This is a genomic window from Alicyclobacillus suci, assembly GCF_017329615.1.
Classification (GTDB): Bacteria; Bacillota; Bacilli; order Alicyclobacillales; family Alicyclobacillaceae; genus Alicyclobacillus; species Alicyclobacillus suci.
Genome location: NZ_JAFMTW010000062.1, coordinates 1 through 13,452 on the forward strand (window position 1 = coordinate 1; position 13,452 = coordinate 13,452).

20 protein-coding genes and 1 riboswitch are annotated in these 13,452 nt (G+C 47.6%); of the genes, 10 read left to right on the top strand and 10 right to left on the bottom strand.

Translation table 11 applies throughout. The features are described from left to right. Window positions 1–165: 165 nt before the first annotated feature. The 4 genes from J3482_RS21660 (at window position 166) to J3482_RS18320 (ending at window position 1,565) form a co-directional block, all read left to right on the top strand. The gene (locus J3482_RS21660) at window positions 166–555 is read left to right on the top strand and encodes a DUF2642 domain-containing protein (RefSeq protein WP_146821119.1); all 390 of its coding nucleotides are present in this window, start codon (window positions 166–168) and stop codon (window positions 553–555) included. Window positions 556–576: 21 nt separating this feature from the next. Then, window positions 577–792: a hypothetical protein gene (locus tag J3482_RS18310; RefSeq protein ID WP_146821117.1), complete on the top strand. Its 216-nt coding sequence runs from the start codon at window positions 577–579 to the stop codon at window positions 790–792. A gap of 176 nt (window positions 793–968) precedes the next feature. Beyond that, window positions 969–1,331, top strand: a complete 363-nt coding sequence (locus tag J3482_RS18315) for a DUF2642 domain-containing protein (protein WP_188332074.1) — start codon at window positions 969–971, stop codon at window positions 1,329–1,331. An 18-nt stretch (window positions 1,332–1,349) separates the two neighbouring features. Further along, window positions 1,350–1,565: a hypothetical protein gene (locus J3482_RS18320; protein WP_146821113.1), complete on the top strand. Its 216-nt coding sequence runs from the start codon at window positions 1,350–1,352 to the stop codon at window positions 1,563–1,565. A gap of 66 nt (window positions 1,566–1,631) precedes the next feature. On the opposite strand, the gene J3482_RS18325 is transcribed toward J3482_RS18320, so the two are convergent. Together J3482_RS18325 and J3482_RS21355 are read right to left on the bottom strand one after the other, a co-directional pair. Beyond that, the gene (locus tag J3482_RS18325; protein WP_146821111.1) at window positions 1,632–1,835 is read right to left on the bottom strand and encodes a hypothetical protein; all 204 of its coding nucleotides are present in this window, start codon (window positions 1,833–1,835) and stop codon (window positions 1,632–1,634) included. Window positions 1,836–1,977: 142 nt separating this feature from the next. Continuing rightward, window positions 1,978–2,103: a hypothetical protein gene (locus J3482_RS21355; protein WP_262926997.1), complete on the bottom strand. Its 126-nt coding sequence runs from the start codon at window positions 2,101–2,103 to the stop codon at window positions 1,978–1,980. A 491-nt stretch (window positions 2,104–2,594) separates the two neighbouring features. Here J3482_RS21355 and J3482_RS18330 point away from each other — a divergent pair, with 491 nt between their 5' ends. Beyond that, on the top strand, window positions 2,595–3,668 hold the full coding sequence (locus tag J3482_RS18330) for a nitric oxide synthase oxygenase (protein ID WP_146821109.1): 1,074 nt from the start codon (window positions 2,595–2,597) through the stop codon (window positions 3,666–3,668). Window positions 3,669–3,746: 78 nt separating this feature from the next. On the opposite strand, the gene J3482_RS18335 is transcribed toward J3482_RS18330, so the two are convergent. From J3482_RS18335 to J3482_RS18350, 5 genes are all read right to left on the bottom strand, one after another. After that, window positions 3,747–4,742, bottom strand: a complete 996-nt coding sequence (locus J3482_RS18335) for an acrylyl-CoA reductase family protein (RefSeq protein WP_206922884.1) — start codon at window positions 4,740–4,742, stop codon at window positions 3,747–3,749. A gap of 423 nt (window positions 4,743–5,165) precedes the next feature. Continuing rightward, the gene (locus J3482_RS18340) at window positions 5,166–6,011 is read right to left on the bottom strand and encodes an EAL domain-containing protein (protein WP_146821105.1); all 846 of its coding nucleotides are present in this window, start codon (window positions 6,009–6,011) and stop codon (window positions 5,166–5,168) included. Between the two features lie 127 nt (window positions 6,012–6,138). Next, window positions 6,139–6,489, bottom strand: a complete 351-nt coding sequence (locus tag J3482_RS18345; RefSeq protein WP_146821103.1) for a hypothetical protein — start codon at window positions 6,487–6,489, stop codon at window positions 6,139–6,141. 126 nt (window positions 6,490–6,615) lie between these two features. Next, window positions 6,616–6,707, bottom strand: a riboswitch (cyclic di-GMP riboswitch). Window positions 6,708–6,760: 53 nt separating this feature from the next. Continuing rightward, window positions 6,761–7,033, bottom strand: a complete 273-nt coding sequence (locus J3482_RS21080) for a non-oxidative hydroxyarylic acid decarboxylases subunit D (protein WP_146821101.1) — start codon at window positions 7,031–7,033, stop codon at window positions 6,761–6,763. A gap of 16 nt (window positions 7,034–7,049) precedes the next feature. Beyond that, window positions 7,050–8,468, bottom strand: a complete 1,419-nt coding sequence (locus J3482_RS18350; RefSeq protein WP_206917567.1) for a non-oxidative hydroxyarylic acid decarboxylases subunit C — start codon at window positions 8,466–8,468, stop codon at window positions 7,050–7,052. A gap of 183 nt (window positions 8,469–8,651) precedes the next feature. Between J3482_RS18350 and J3482_RS18355 the strand changes: the two genes are divergently transcribed. From J3482_RS18355 to J3482_RS18365, 3 genes are all read left to right on the top strand, one after another. Next, window positions 8,652–9,536, top strand: coding sequence for a LysR family transcriptional regulator (locus J3482_RS18355; RefSeq protein WP_206917569.1), 885 nt, complete (start codon window positions 8,652–8,654; stop codon window positions 9,534–9,536). Window positions 9,537–9,910: 374 nt separating this feature from the next. Further along, on the top strand, window positions 9,911–10,063 hold the full coding sequence (locus tag J3482_RS18360; RefSeq protein ID WP_188332072.1) for a hypothetical protein: 153 nt from the start codon (window positions 9,911–9,913) through the stop codon (window positions 10,061–10,063). 198 nt (window positions 10,064–10,261) lie between these two features. Then, window positions 10,262–10,465 (top strand): hypothetical protein, encoded by a 204-nt coding sequence (locus J3482_RS18365; RefSeq protein ID WP_146821095.1) that lies wholly within the window; start codon window positions 10,262–10,264, stop codon window positions 10,463–10,465. A gap of 77 nt (window positions 10,466–10,542) precedes the next feature. Here the strand turns inward: J3482_RS18365 and J3482_RS18370 are convergent, their stop codons facing one another. Beyond that, the gene (locus tag J3482_RS18370; protein ID WP_146821093.1) at window positions 10,543–10,776 is read right to left on the bottom strand and encodes a hypothetical protein; all 234 of its coding nucleotides are present in this window, start codon (window positions 10,774–10,776) and stop codon (window positions 10,543–10,545) included. Window positions 10,777–11,036: 260 nt separating this feature from the next. Next, entirely contained in the window at window positions 11,037–11,240 is a 204-nt protein-coding gene (locus J3482_RS18375) for a hypothetical protein (RefSeq protein WP_146821091.1), read from the bottom strand. 183 nt (window positions 11,241–11,423) lie between these two features. On the opposite strand from J3482_RS18375, the gene J3482_RS18380 reads away from it, so the two are divergent. Next, window positions 11,424–11,762 (top strand): L,D-transpeptidase, encoded by a 339-nt coding sequence (locus J3482_RS18380; protein WP_021296276.1) that lies wholly within the window; start codon window positions 11,424–11,426, stop codon window positions 11,760–11,762. A 431-nt stretch (window positions 11,763–12,193) separates the two neighbouring features. On the opposite strand, the gene J3482_RS18385 is transcribed toward J3482_RS18380, so the two are convergent. Continuing rightward, window positions 12,194–12,832, bottom strand: a complete 639-nt coding sequence (locus J3482_RS18385; RefSeq protein ID WP_146821086.1) for a CBO0543 family protein — start codon at window positions 12,830–12,832, stop codon at window positions 12,194–12,196. A 399-nt stretch (window positions 12,833–13,231) separates the two neighbouring features. On the opposite strand from J3482_RS18385, the gene J3482_RS18390 reads away from it, so the two are divergent. Then, window positions 13,232–13,393 (top strand): hypothetical protein, encoded by a 162-nt coding sequence (locus tag J3482_RS18390; protein ID WP_206922885.1) that lies wholly within the window; start codon window positions 13,232–13,234, stop codon window positions 13,391–13,393. Window positions 13,394–13,452: the final 59 nt, after the last annotated feature.

Genomic DNA, 13,452 nt, shown 5'->3' on the forward strand with positions numbered 1-13,452 from the left:
TTTGGTCACTTGAAATCTTCTCGAAGGTTGGGGTGAAGTCCTTTTTCATGTCTTCACACCCCTTGTCCTACAAGGCCTTATAAATCTGCAAAACGCTCATCTATTTCTGTCTCTGTGCACCTCACATATTACTGTAGCAAGTCCAGCGGAAAGGAATGATGATTTGTGGCACGGCTTCGATTGCCTGGCGATACGCCTGCAGAACGGGCTCAACAACTTATCGACGCGGTTCAACAAGGGGTTGCCAATTCGAATGCGAATTTGAACGTGAACGCCGCGGGCAGTATCAGTGTGGGCGGTACCAACATCTTTCAGTCGTTGGAGAATCTGCTCGCCAATCTGATCGGGGGTTTGGGCGGGAACCCAGCGGAACCTGCAAGCATCCGTCAAGTGTTACTCAATAATCTGAATCAGAACGTGGTCATATCCACAGCGTTCGAACCTGTGACGGGTACGATTATTGCTGTGGAGAGGGATTACGTCGTGGTGGTTGAAACCACCTCCAATGTCGTGCTTATTCCAATCGCGCAAATTGAGGCTGTAACACCAGCGTAAACTGGAAGGGAGATGTAAAGTATGCCGTTTAGAGCGACCTTTGCCGCTGAATTAAATCGTCTGGCGGGTACGAATGTGGAAGTTGCTTTTGACAACACGATTGTCGATGGTACCATCGCCTTCGCTAGCGCGGGCGTTCTGGGCTTAATTCAGTCTACAGGAGGCTACACGCCGACCAATCAGACGACCTTTATTGCCATTAATGCAATCGACTTCGTTCGGCTGTTGAACGTGTAATGCGAAACCAATAGCTCACTGATAGGCGACGGAATCGTCGTCTATTTTTTTATCGGATTAGCTTGAATCAGCCGGGTTCAATTGTCCATTTTTATCGAGATAGTTAAACATCCGTGAAACCTCCGCCACTTTCACCATACAACTAGTAGCAAGTCCATGCGAAAGGAATGATTTCATTGGCGCTTAATTTGTCTGGAGATAATTCAGGTCAGCAGATTCAGCAATTCGTTCGTTCACTTCAACAAACGCTCGATGACCCGAGCCTTCATGCATCTGCTGAAGCTAGCATTGGCGGTACAAACATCTTGAGTTCCTTGGATACCCTACTCGCGAATTTGACCGGAGGCAACCGTACACCTAGAAACATTCGTCAGGTGCTTCTCGGCTTGTTGAATCAAAATGTAACCATCACAACCCCGTTTGAACCGGTTACTGGAACACTGACGGCCGTAGAACGGGATTATGTTGTAGTCCTTGAGACAACGGGAAACACAGTACTCATTCCGATTGCACAAATCGAGTCGGTCACCGCAGCCTAAAGAAGAGGAGGGATATGTATGCCATTTCAACCGACCTTCGCCGCTGAGTTAAATCAATTAGCTGGAACACAAGTGGAAGTCGCATTTGATAACACCATCACGGAAGGCGTCATTGCTTTTGCGAACAGCGGCGTACTCGGTCTTGTTCAAATGACAGGGGGCTATGCGCCAACGAATCAGGTTACATTCATCGCGACCACGGCAATTGACTTTGTTCGTTTGCTCAACGTGTAACCAGCGGGTCTAATAGACGGGGAATAGGCGGCAGTTTCGTCGTCTATTCCCCCACGACTGAAGGTTTTACCAATTATTCATATGCTCCCGGATGTTCTGTAACTCCCGCAGCCGGCCACGTGTTTCTAAAAAATCTTTGACCGCCTCAAAGTTTCCGTTTTCATCGACAGATTTTAACATGTCTCGTAACTTATCCAATTGTGCAGTGAGATAGTCGATACGCTGCTCGATATACCATTGCGCTGGTTTTGTCCGTTTGCGCTGGATCACCCTTATGTCCCCTCGCTCTTGGCAAACCCCGATTGATTTATGTTCTCTATGTAAATAAGTCGTAAATTTCCGATAAATATTGCACGTCATTGAGGCGTTCAGATAAAATATTCAAAGGCCACCTGGTGACGGGTGGCCTTTGTCATTCTTCAGTGGGTTGTTGTTCTGCTTCAGCGACGTCAGTGATTGATTCGAATGTGATTTCACGAGCATGCACACGTTGCACCGTTTGTTCAATCGTGAAAGGGAAGTTCTCGTCTTCGTTCATCTCAACACCCCTTTGGCTTATCGTTTCCAAATCATACCCGTTTTATTATGCGTATTCGGTACAGGGTCATGATGTTCCAAGGAATTAAATCCATTTCTGAATTCGCTTAGGATTTATCGTCGTTCCCCCAGAATTTCCCCCAGGATAAAAATGCCGGTGTGAGGCAAAATGCGAAAAATCCCCAGTGGGCGGTGAAAAGGGATATTAAGATACAAATGATCGGGATTCCGATAGCCAGTACCCTACCCAGTTGTTTCTTGTTCATATTGAGTCACTCTCTTCCTAATCGGAAATCGAGGTATTTTCCGTTGAGTAAGTTGGCGTTTATGTTTCAGTTATATCATGATTTTCGGCGCTTACACTATCGACGTTGGCCGGAAAAGTGACACAATATCACCACGAATTACGGGGGACTTATTTTATGTCCTGCGCCTTCATGAAGTACACTACTTGTAGTATTGACCGATAGGTTTAGAGAGGACACGCGTAATATGCAATCGTACGATGAGACAAAGGAATTTATCATAACCTGTCATCGGGAACTCGCGAAAGACCCAGTGGAAACGGAGCGTCGATTGGCGGAGGTTCAAAACGCTCTCGAACAAGGGAGGGCGTATGAACCGACCTACGAGGAATTGGAGCATGGCGCTAGGATGGCATGGAGAAATAGCAATCGCTGCATTGGGCGGTTGTTCTGGAGAGCGCTAAAGGTGTTTGACGAACGGCATTTGCAACACACAGATGACATCATATCGGCTTTGTACCGCCATATCGACTTTGCGACGCACGGGGGAAAAATTCGTCCGACCATCACGGTATTTCACCCGAAAGTCCGCATTTGGAATCATCAATTGATTCGTTACGCGGGCTATGAAACGGTGGATGGGATTCTCGGAGATCCACATTCTCTCGCGTTTACACAGGCCTGTATGCGTCTAGGGTGGCAGGGAAAGGGCACAGCATTTGACGTCCTGCCCATCGTGTTGCAGATAGATGGAAGTGCGCCGCAGTGGTTTGCGATTCCGGATGAGTTGATTCTCGAGGTTGAGATTTCGCATCCGGAACTTGCTGCATTCCAAGAACTTGGGCTGAAATGGTATAGCGTACCGATTATCTCGGACATGGCGCTCGACATTGGTGGAGTTCGCTACACTGCGGCACCTTTTAATGGTTGGTACATGGAGACAGAAATTGGTGCACGCAATCTCGCGGACGAACAGCGATATAATATGCTGCCAAAAGTGGCTGAACTCATGGGGTTGAACACAAACAGTCATACGACTTTGTGGAAGGACAAAGCGCTCGTGGAGCTAAATGTCGCGGTCTTGCACTCGTTTAAGGAGCGTGGGGTCACGATTGTCGATCACCATACGGCCGCCGAACAGTTCGCGCATTTTGAGCGAATGGAAGGGGATGCCGGTCGCAGGGTTACAGGCGATTGGACGTGGCTGATTCCACCACTGTCTCCTGCGACAACCCACATTTTTCATCAGGAGTACGACAATCAGGTTGTAAAGCCGATGTATGTCCGGCAGGTTGCCCCCTATGACCCAAGTTCTCTTTGAGAGTTTGTTCGGATGCGTACCGTCAACCACATCTATTGACGGTACGCATTGCATGTTCTAATTTGAAATGCATTTCTTTTATAGCTTCACAATGGTTCGACCGTGCGCTTGACCTTGTAAAATCTGAGACAGTACGTTTGGGAGTGCCTCCAGGGTTACCTCGTTGACAATTTGTTCAAGGGCTGTTTTGGGCTTTAGCTCCGCGCCAATGCGTTCCCACAGCGGGGCGCGGACGGCCATCGGACACCAGACTGAGTCAATGCCAATAAAGGAAATCGCGCGCCGCATGATGGGGAACACGGTCGTTGCGATTTCGGGTCCACCTGTAAAGCCGCTCGTGGCAACTGTTCCGCCATATTGAAGTGTATGGAAAATGTAGATGAGAGATTTTCCGGCCACCGGATCGACTGCGCCAGCCCAACGTTCAGGTAAATCGACAGTGGGCGCATCGTCGGGTACGACCAGTTCGTCGGTGTGGATAATCTCTGTTGCCCCGAGTTCTTTTAAAAATGCGTGTTCTGTTTGTTTGCGTGTCGCAGCGGTCACACAGTAGCCTAACTGACTCAGCATGGACACTGCGGTGCTCCCAACGCCACCGGTGGCACCAGTTACGAGAACAGGTCCTTTCTCTGGGGTCAGTCCGTTGTCCTCCATTCGTTTTAAGGAGAGCGCGGAGGTGAAACCAGCGGTTCCAAGTATCATGGCTTCGCGCATGGAGAGCCCTTTTGGCAGTGGTACCACCCATTCTGCTGGAACCCGCGCCATTTCGCTAAAACCTCCGAAGTGACCGGTCCCTAAATCGTAGCTAGTGACTATCACTTCATCGCCTTCGTGGAACCGCTTGTCTGTTGAATGAATGACCTCGCCTGCCAAATCAATGCCAGGTACCATCGGGTATGTTCGTACTAATCGGCTGTGTGGCTGTGATACGATGCCGTCTTTGTAATTGACGCTCGAATAGCGTACACGGATGGTAACATCTCCTGCGGGAAGGTCACTTACGGTCAATTCGCGTATACCTGAATGAAATGTGGAACCTTGTTGGTCTACGACAAAAGCACGAAAATGATTCATGCGATAAACCCCCCATCTGATTATCTGTTTCGGTGATAAACCTGAACTATATTGTACCCCCCTAGTAAGGAGACTTTCCAATTGCGGTAAAATCGTGATTGGAAACGGGGAGAGGTTTAGGGGAGATCTCTCTTGAGAAACTCGACAGGGCATCTTTTTGTAGATGCCCTGTCATGTCAATTTAATCTCCTTCAGCTTTGATAGCTTGCACAACTTTGTACACGAGTAATGCCATCGCTGGGCGCGTAATGTTTCGGCGCTGGGCCGGGCTTTGTGTGCCGTTTCGAAGATGTTGTTTGTATCGCCGTCCGTATTCTCTATGGCAGTCACGGCATTGCCGAGTCAGTTTACCAGCGCGGGTTGAAAATTTCTCTGACGTCCATGGCAGTTCACGACCGCATGTGCGGCATCGTTGTAATGGCGTCACGAAGAAACGTCTCCTTTCACAACGGTATGATGGATGAATTTTGGCCATAACTTGTCGTCAATGGTCTGTGTCTTTAAGACATTCGCCTGAACAGGGTAACTCCAATAGTATCCTTGACTCAGATAGGTACCCGTTAAATGTAGCGCCTCGACATCTGATTGTGTTTCTACGCCTTCGCCGATGATTCCATGGACGTCCGCGTAGGACGCGAGCAGCGTGATAAGTCGAAAGCGTGACGGTGAATGTGCAATCCCTTGCACGATTGTTCGGTCAATCTTGATAAAGTCGGGTTGCAATTCGACCATCGCGAGCAGGCTCGCACCACCACGGCCCAAATCATCCAGTGCGATGCGGAAACCCTGTGTCTGTAAATACACGACGCTGTTTTTTAACGTGAGTGGATCAGTCAGTGATGACTCTGTCAGTTCTATCACGATTTGCCTTGCATGAAGTCCGTGTTTGTCCACCATATGTTCAAACGAAGCTAGGAATCCTCGTTCTAATAGACTGATTGGCGTCACGTTGATAAACAACGGCCTTTTGTCAGCCAATGCGGTCTGGGCATAGTTCGATAGCGCGCTTTCGATGGCGACAAGGTCGGCCTGAGCTGTCAGTTCGTATTGAACAGCCAGGTCAAACCACGTATCGGGTGGTATTCCGACGCCGTCGAGCGTCGGGCGGCTGAGTGCTTCGTACGCGAAGATATCTCGATCACGGTGACTCATGATTGGCTGAAATACCGTGTGTAAGCTGTTTGTGTGAATGAGCGACGCAAATTCCGAACGTTTCAGCGATGGCGACAAGTTTCCGTTGTACGCGAGGCCGGCTGTGTGCTTGGTCACAATCAATTCACCTACTCCAAATGGCTATTCTTAAGACAGCAACGATTTACCACAGCTTCCAAAAAGACATGCAGTACGAAGTGATGTAGTTCGTGCGTGTCGTCTGGTGAAAGGCGAAAGCGCTCAATCAAGCGTTGTCATTCGTCCGCAACTTTTCAATGGTCATATGTTTTGGCATGCGGCGATGTGGCGCGTTGACAAACGCACCATCCGCCGTGCCGATATAAGTCGTCGCCAATTCAGGATGCTTGGCCTGGTACTTGTCCACGAAATTCCACATGTCGGATTGTGGCAACCCATTGATATTGCTGGCCAGTATCTGAATATCTGGTTCTTTCGCTTTTATGTATTGATTGATGGTGTCATTGGCCAGGTTTACACTGGATTGGGCGGCACGGTTCATTTGTGTCCTGATGCTCGATTTTGCCGACTCATAAGAAAATGACTGCTGAAAATGAAACAAAGCGTTTTGGGCCAATGTTCAATTTCATCTGGTATCGCTCCTACCCCGAATTCATGGTTATCCCCTCTCTGTTTATCCAGTCCACTCCTTCCAAAAAATAAAGGGACCCAATAGTGGGTCCCCCGAGATCATGCCGCTTTATTCGGCAACTGGCTGGCATATTGTTGAGGAACAACAACGTAGCCCCTGTAGTTTTGCGTCCTTAGATTTCTCTAAGTTTGCCATTTCGAAAAGCCCAAAACATTGTATTACAAATCGACACAATTGGACAACATTCGACTATTTCTCAAATTTGTCCATTCTGTTGCATAAGCAAAATGTGGTTATTGTGTTTAGCTCTCCGTTCGGGAATGGCCGGATGTATCTGATATTTATCCATTTCCAACGGGTTGATTTTAAATCTCGGATCATACATTTTTGCATCGACAATATCGTTTGGCTCGGTAGACCGCCAGGTAAAAGTACAGACAGGGCAAATATACATTACCCAACAACCTGCAACCGGCGATTCGCAAAGAATTTCTGCCGTGTTTGAATCACATCGCGGGCATGTGTGCATGGAAAACGCCTCCTGTTCATTGATTCATCAGTTGTTTGATGATGTTCTCCCAAATTGTGGTGTCGCGTGGTGGTGTGACGGTAGGTGCGAAATCTCCACGGTCCTCAGGGGGCTTTGGCGTGGTGGCGTCGATAATCAGTTTGTGGGTGATGCCCGGGGGATGAGCGCTCGGATCAAGGGATAGTACCGACGCGCCTGGAATCACGACTAAGTCCTTGTCGGGCGCAACCCGTGTGGATAACGCCCACATGACCTGTGGGAGGTTGAACGGATCGACAAAATCATCGACGACAATGACGATTTTGCAGTAGCCCAGTCCGTGCGGCGTGGTCATTGCACGCATTCCAACCGCCTTAGCGAAGCCGCCGTATCGCGTTTTCGTAGAAATGATAGCGACTAAGCCCTGTGTGTACATGGCATTGACTGCAGTCACCTCTGGAAAGGTTTCTTTCAGTTGATGGTAGAGGGGGACACAGGTGTTGATACTGGTCATATAATCCATCTCGGTCCAGGACATTCCCAAGTACAGATGTTCGAAAATGGGGTCATTCCTGTAATACATCGAATGAATTTGAATCACAGGTTGGCGTCGAGCATCTGAGTAACTACCTGTGAACTCACCAAATGGTCCTTCAAATTCCCGGTAACCTCCGATGATTTCTCCTTCAAGTACCACTTCCGCACCCCAGGGAATGTCCAGATTGGAATGTTGAGATTGGATAATCCGATACGGTTTACCCTGGATGGCGCCTGCCATTTCATATTCTGATTGTTCATACGTCAGGGGGGAACCAGCAATGGTGGTAATGATAGGGTCGTTGCCAATGGCGATGGTTACCGGTAGATTTTCGCCACGTTCTTCGGCCTTTCGCAAGTGAATGCCAATGTCGTGTGTAGGGATGGGCTGAATGCCGAGGCGGTCTTTTCCCTTTACTTGTAATCGGTATATGCCCACGTTTTGTTTGCCAAAATGTTCTGGATCATCTGGATCTCGACTAATGACACATGCCTTGTCGATGAAGCAAGCAGAATCGCCTTGATTTAGACGGAATAATGGGATGATATCGAATAGATTGATATTCTCGGTGACCTGATTTTCCAGAAAAGGGGCGGTATCGACTCTTTCTACAGGAACCGGATACTGATTCCAGCGGCGCGCGAACTCGAGGAATTGATCTTTTACGGGCGTGTCTTTTGGCAGGCCCATCATTAATGCGTGATTTGGCCAAGAACCAATGACGTTGAGGGCGACACGACCATTCTTGTATCCGTAAATGTTATTAAACAATAGTGCGGGGGAGGTATCGCCGAGGTTGTTTACCGCTCGAGCGGCTGAACCTAGATCTGGCTCAGGTTTTACTTGCTGCGTGACTCGAACGAGTTGTCCTTCCCTCTCTAGTGTTTCGAGAAACGAACGCAAATCGCGGAAGGCCATAAAGTGCACCCTTTCATTCGTGAATTGAGGCCAGATAAACTGGATGATCTGACTGATCAGATGGAGCAAGATGGACGCTCTCGAATATCGGCCCCAAAATCAGGCTAACATCGCTCGAATTATATGTAAAATATATATACTGTATCCGTTTCATATTATCGTTAAATGTAATGGGGGATGGCGATGGATCTGAAGAAATTCTTGTATTTTGTCACGATTGCTGAAGAAGGACAAATTACACGCGCGGCGAGTCGGTTACACATGGCTCAGCCGCCGTTGAGTCTACAATTGAAGGCGATAGAAGAAGAATTGGGCGTCGTACTCATTGAGCGCAATAACAAGCGGATTGAGCTGACGCAGGCGGGGTGGACTTTCTATCATCGGGCCAAGGAAATTTTAAATTCGGTAGAGTCGATGATGGTAGAAGTGAGGGAACAAGGTGCTGGTGTTCGCGGGAAGGTATCGATAGGTACAGTGATGTCGTGCGTATCTTACCTTCCTCGGGCGATTCGCACCTCTCAGACAAGATACCCAGGTGTCACGTTTCATTTGTGGGAGGGGGATTCGCATCGGGTCGAGGAGCTCCTGCAGTCGAGGGTTATTGAGCTGGGAATTACCAGGTTGCCATTAGAGTCTGACAATCTGGAGATGGTGCCCTTGGGAGAGGAACCTTTGGTTGCCGTACAACCACCTGGTTGGGACGTATTTCACTCTCCGGAAGTGTCGATACAGCACCTTCGGCATTGTTCATTGATGGTACTGCATGGGCAAGGTGGGAAAGGAATTTTTGAGATGTTCTTGGAAACTTGCCAGAGCGTCGATTTTACGCCGAACATTATATGTGAAAGTCCAGATGTCGCCACGCTGTTAACGCTTGTGGATGCGGGCGTGGGTATTGCTATTGTTCCAAAGTTGGCGATTGATTTGAGACCGAGTGGTTCATTGTCGTTCGCGGAAATCACCCCACGCATTAAATCCGATACAGCGCTTGTCTGGGTCAAAAATCGACGGCTTTCGAAAGCAGCTGAACATTTCAAAGAAATCTTGCAACAGAGTGTTGTTCACTAAGAAAAAATGGGTAAATTTGGTGTTTTGTGTCGGGCATCTATTGTGGCGGCATCCGCGCCAGGTCGTGACCAGGCGCGGCGTTTTTCGTTGCTTGGGGTTGAACGCCATCGGCGGGTACGGGAAATACGGTGTGGTGGGATACTTGTGCTGGCCGTAAATCAAAGTTTCCGCCTCCCAAATAGGTGTTTATCTAGGCCTAATGTATGATGACATGCACATTGATGTATCGGGCAAACGTCTATTCTGATTGGAAGGATCTTGTTCACAAAGCAAGCGTTTTACATGCAAAAACGTTCATATTGCAATCGCTTTACCACCCACTTTGGGTCTTTTTAAGGGCATATACTGGAGACAAATCCAAGAGAGAGGTTGAGATGAAGATGGAACAGTTCAGCACAAACGCGATGCGCTATGTACACGAGGCCGTTTTACAGGAAGCTGCAAATAGAGGTCAAGCTTATAAGACAACAAGGACTTCTGGTCACTTCTTCCGCAAACTGTGGAACGGATTAGCAGGCCGCAAATGATGGAATGGCACGTCGCGATGAAAATGAAAGTGCAGTACTTGATAGGCAGTCACAAGTGTTCGGGACATTCCCCCAACATGTGGCTGCCGTCTTATTGTAAAGACTGAATCGTTTTCATCATGTAACCGTCTCTGATGGAACACCATTTGGCCGTTCTCGCATAGGATGTGTGAGCATCCCTTTGGTGGTGAGAATGCGATGCGAGAACGCATGGTGTGGATTATTTTGGGTTCTTTGTGTCTAACCCTCTTCGTGTGCCTGCTGCTTGTCGTCATCCGGTATCTCGCCGTGTTCATTGCGATATTTTTGTTTTTGCTGTTCTTGGTGATGTTTATTCAAGCCAGTTACCCCGCTTTTCGACGCAAAAAGGGCAAACGAAGATGGCGTAAGCCAAAATGGTAATTATCTTCATCCGTGAAGCGGATTCAGACGGAACGCACTGCGATACACGACAATTCGTTAAAAATGTTGGCGCAGATTTAATTCATTTTGCGTCGAATTTTTTTTGCTGGGGATGCCGTATCTGATCCAAAGTTGACCTCAAACGCGATTTGAAAAACGGCTACGGTAATACTCACGATTGGGCTGACAAAATATAAACCATTCCCCGCGTAGTGAGCGATATCATAGATACTCCACTGATATTGGGACAAAAATACCAGCGTCACGATGACGTTACATGCGATAAACGTAATCAGTGCTCTCCACCACATCAGCTATCCCTCCAGTTGTAGCCTGTGTAGGAATCCGGAAGGTCATGTACACCGCAAATTTTCCACCATCAGTTCTGGACTGTAAACGGGATGGATGTGGTGGATAGGCGAGGTTTTGTGGATAGTCGATGTGCGTATATTATGTTGTACAGCGTGTATACTGTAACTCCTGAGTGCAAAAGCACGATGAAGGGCCGCGCCCAGAACACCATGGTGATGACAGATGGAGGGCGCGGTATTTTTGTGAAGTGTCGCGAAACTTATTTTAAACGCTTGATTGTTGGTGGTTTCCTTGGAGGTGTCGGGGGCGTAGGCGGATTTATACCAAAGGCATTTTCCATATCTTTTGTGACTTGTTTTAGTGCCTCGTAACATTCCTCATCGGAAACTGAGGAATCCCAGATTACATCGCAGTGCCCATCTTCGTAGACGATGACGTTGACCACATATCGAACGTCGCTCATGCGTATCCTCCTTCTATACGTGCCATCCCTCTACGGTATATGATACACAAACACGATTTCCCTTTCACTAAGATTTCCAGTTCAAGGGTGTTCAATCCTCTCATACATAGAGGAGCTTGCCGAAGAATTTCGCAGTCCGACTAAGGTTGTGAAACATACCCTGGGTTAGGAGGCGATTTTGCAATGGCGACATACCGGATTATTGTTGACATTTCACAAAGAAAATTACATTTGTTGGATGGCAACAGAGTGGTGAGGTCTTTTCCCGTGGGTATTGGGAAAATCGCGACAAAAACGCCGCTAGGTGAGTACCGAATTGTGAACAAAGTGCCGAATCCAGGGGGAGCGTATGGTGCCTATTGGATGGGTTTGTCTCGGCCTCATTACGGTATACATGGTACCAATCGCCCATCGAGTATCGGCCATTTGGTATCCCATGGATGCATTCGCATGTACAACAACGATGTTGTGTACCTGGCGAAGTTGGTTCCCTTACAAACGCGTGTAACCATCAGAAAATAAGCGTCTGTATCATATTGGAATAAAAAATAGGACAGATGTACTGTCCTATTTACCTCTCTTCTGTTTTCCAATGTGAATTCTTTTCCTATCTGCGGCATCCAGGGCAGCCCGGGTCGACGACAATATTCCTCGTAACGGGGACATAGTAGTGTCTTGGAACGTTGACAATGACCCGGCGATGAATGTTCACGACTGGATGAATATAAGGGACCGTTCGTGGGATATAGGTATTGTGAACGTTATAGATAGGTGGGCAGATGTGAGCAGGACAGTTCATCGTTTATACCTCCATTTCATTCGGTCTTGGTAACAATAAATGCAGGTATCGAGTGCTTGGAAACCGACTTTCGCCTGATTCATGACAGTCCTGCACAGTCCTGTTAGCGGATGACTTGCACCCACTCCTCATCTCGGTAGAGGTTTGTTCACGTTTACCGCGCTTTGTTTCTGGACAGCCATTTTTGCCTTGTTGGACGAATCCCTTGTGTTCGGGATGCCTCACGATTGGCACTCTTTTCAAAGCTCACGAAAGCATCGGTGATTAGCTTTGATACGATTACGACCACCATATAGCCTAAGAAGAGATAAAAATAGTTCATCCAACCATACAGGTGGAACATATTTAGTGCGGACATAATGGGTTTGAATACAAACGCAAAAATGAGACTGGTGATGGTCGCGTAGAGATAAAAATTTTTATGCCGATTCGTCGTCCACTGGTAAATCAACATGTAGACGATTGGCACGAGTGAGACATCTAACGACACGTTCATCGGAAGAAATGGAATGAGTTTGTACGGATACGACCATAATGCACGGTCAGCCCCAAACGCATCAATATATCCAAACCACACGTGGACATTAAATCCGAAAAATCCAATCAACAGTGCCCTTCTTCTGTCTAATAGCACGTAAAGAAGTACCAATGGAGCAATCAACAAAAAACAAGTGAACCAAAACTGCCAGGTGGCAGGACCGGAGTAAAGTGACCAATATTGGATCCATTGATCAATGGTTGATCTCTGTAAGTGATTCATATGGCTCAAGTACTGACTTTGTGATTCCGGCACGCTAACGTCCCTTCCTTCCAATCTTTTGCATTAACTTGCGCATATTTTGAAAAATAATTCCTTGTGAGAGAGCCAAACTGAAGATGCGCTGGAATGAGTGGAATAGGAAGTTTTACGGTATGTTTGCATGAATTTCTTTGCCTGTTAATCAACGAACAAAACCGCCAGCCCCACCTACGCTGACGGCCTTGGCAGCCACCATTGCTGCCCTACCCAGAAACACGAGGCCTAGTATATGCCATGTTGGATGAAAAGTATGTCGAATGGTTGTGACTGAACTTTGCGAATTCAGATCAGGGCGTCATCGTCACTCAAAATTTTCTACTGTGACGCTTCAATGATCGAGGAACACTATTCTGTATCCAAGTGAAAGAGGTGAAATTTTTGGGGCCAGAAATGATGTCATGGTTTAGAGACGCAGATGGCGAAACGTTCGTTTGGGCACTTATTGCCGCAGCCATTATCGTCGGGACTTGTTACGGGTTATGGTATTGGGATAGGTTTCTCAATCAGGTTCATGAAAATGAGCGTTTTGCAGAATGGCGTTTTTGGTTGAAGTGAAAAAAGAATCAGCATCGCAGTACAGCTAAAGCGCCTTACATATAGTGGATATCGGTCGG

Coding starts and splice junctions, on each gene's coding strand:
- J3482_RS18310 (WP_146821117.1), top strand. CDS start 577: ATGCCGTTTAGAGCGACCTTTGCCGCTGAATTAAATCGTCTGGCGGGT.
- J3482_RS18320 (WP_146821113.1), top strand. CDS start 1,350: ATGCCATTTCAACCGACCTTCGCCGCTGAGTTAAATCAATTAGCTGGA.
- J3482_RS21355 (WP_262926997.1), bottom strand. CDS start 2,103: ATGAACGAAGACGAGAACTTCCCTTTCACGATTGAACAAACGGTGCAA.
- J3482_RS18330 (WP_146821109.1), top strand. CDS start 2,595: ATGCAATCGTACGATGAGACAAAGGAATTTATCATAACCTGTCATCGG.
- J3482_RS18335 (WP_206922884.1), bottom strand. CDS start 4,742: ATGAATCATTTTCGTGCTTTTGTCGTAGACCAACAAGGTTCCACATTT.
- J3482_RS21080 (WP_146821101.1), bottom strand. CDS start 7,033: ATGCACACATGCCCGCGATGTGATTCAAACACGGCAGAAATTCTTTGC.
- J3482_RS18350 (WP_206917567.1), bottom strand. CDS start 8,468: ATGGCCTTCCGCGATTTGCGTTCGTTTCTCGAAACACTAGAGAGGGAA.
- J3482_RS18355 (WP_206917569.1), top strand. CDS start 8,652: ATGGATCTGAAGAAATTCTTGTATTTTGTCACGATTGCTGAAGAAGGA.
- J3482_RS18360 (WP_188332072.1), top strand. CDS start 9,911: ATGAAGATGGAACAGTTCAGCACAAACGCGATGCGCTATGTACACGAG.
- J3482_RS18365 (WP_146821095.1), top strand. CDS start 10,262: ATGCGAGAACGCATGGTGTGGATTATTTTGGGTTCTTTGTGTCTAACC.
- J3482_RS18370 (WP_146821093.1), bottom strand. CDS start 10,776: ATGTGGTGGAGAGCACTGATTACGTTTATCGCATGTAACGTCATCGTG.
- J3482_RS18375 (WP_146821091.1), bottom strand. CDS start 11,240: ATGAGCGACGTTCGATATGTGGTCAACGTCATCGTCTACGAAGATGGG.
- J3482_RS18380 (WP_021296276.1), top strand. CDS start 11,424: ATGGCGACATACCGGATTATTGTTGACATTTCACAAAGAAAATTACAT.
- J3482_RS18390 (WP_206922885.1), top strand. CDS start 13,232: ATGTCATGGTTTAGAGACGCAGATGGCGAAACGTTCGTTTGGGCACTT.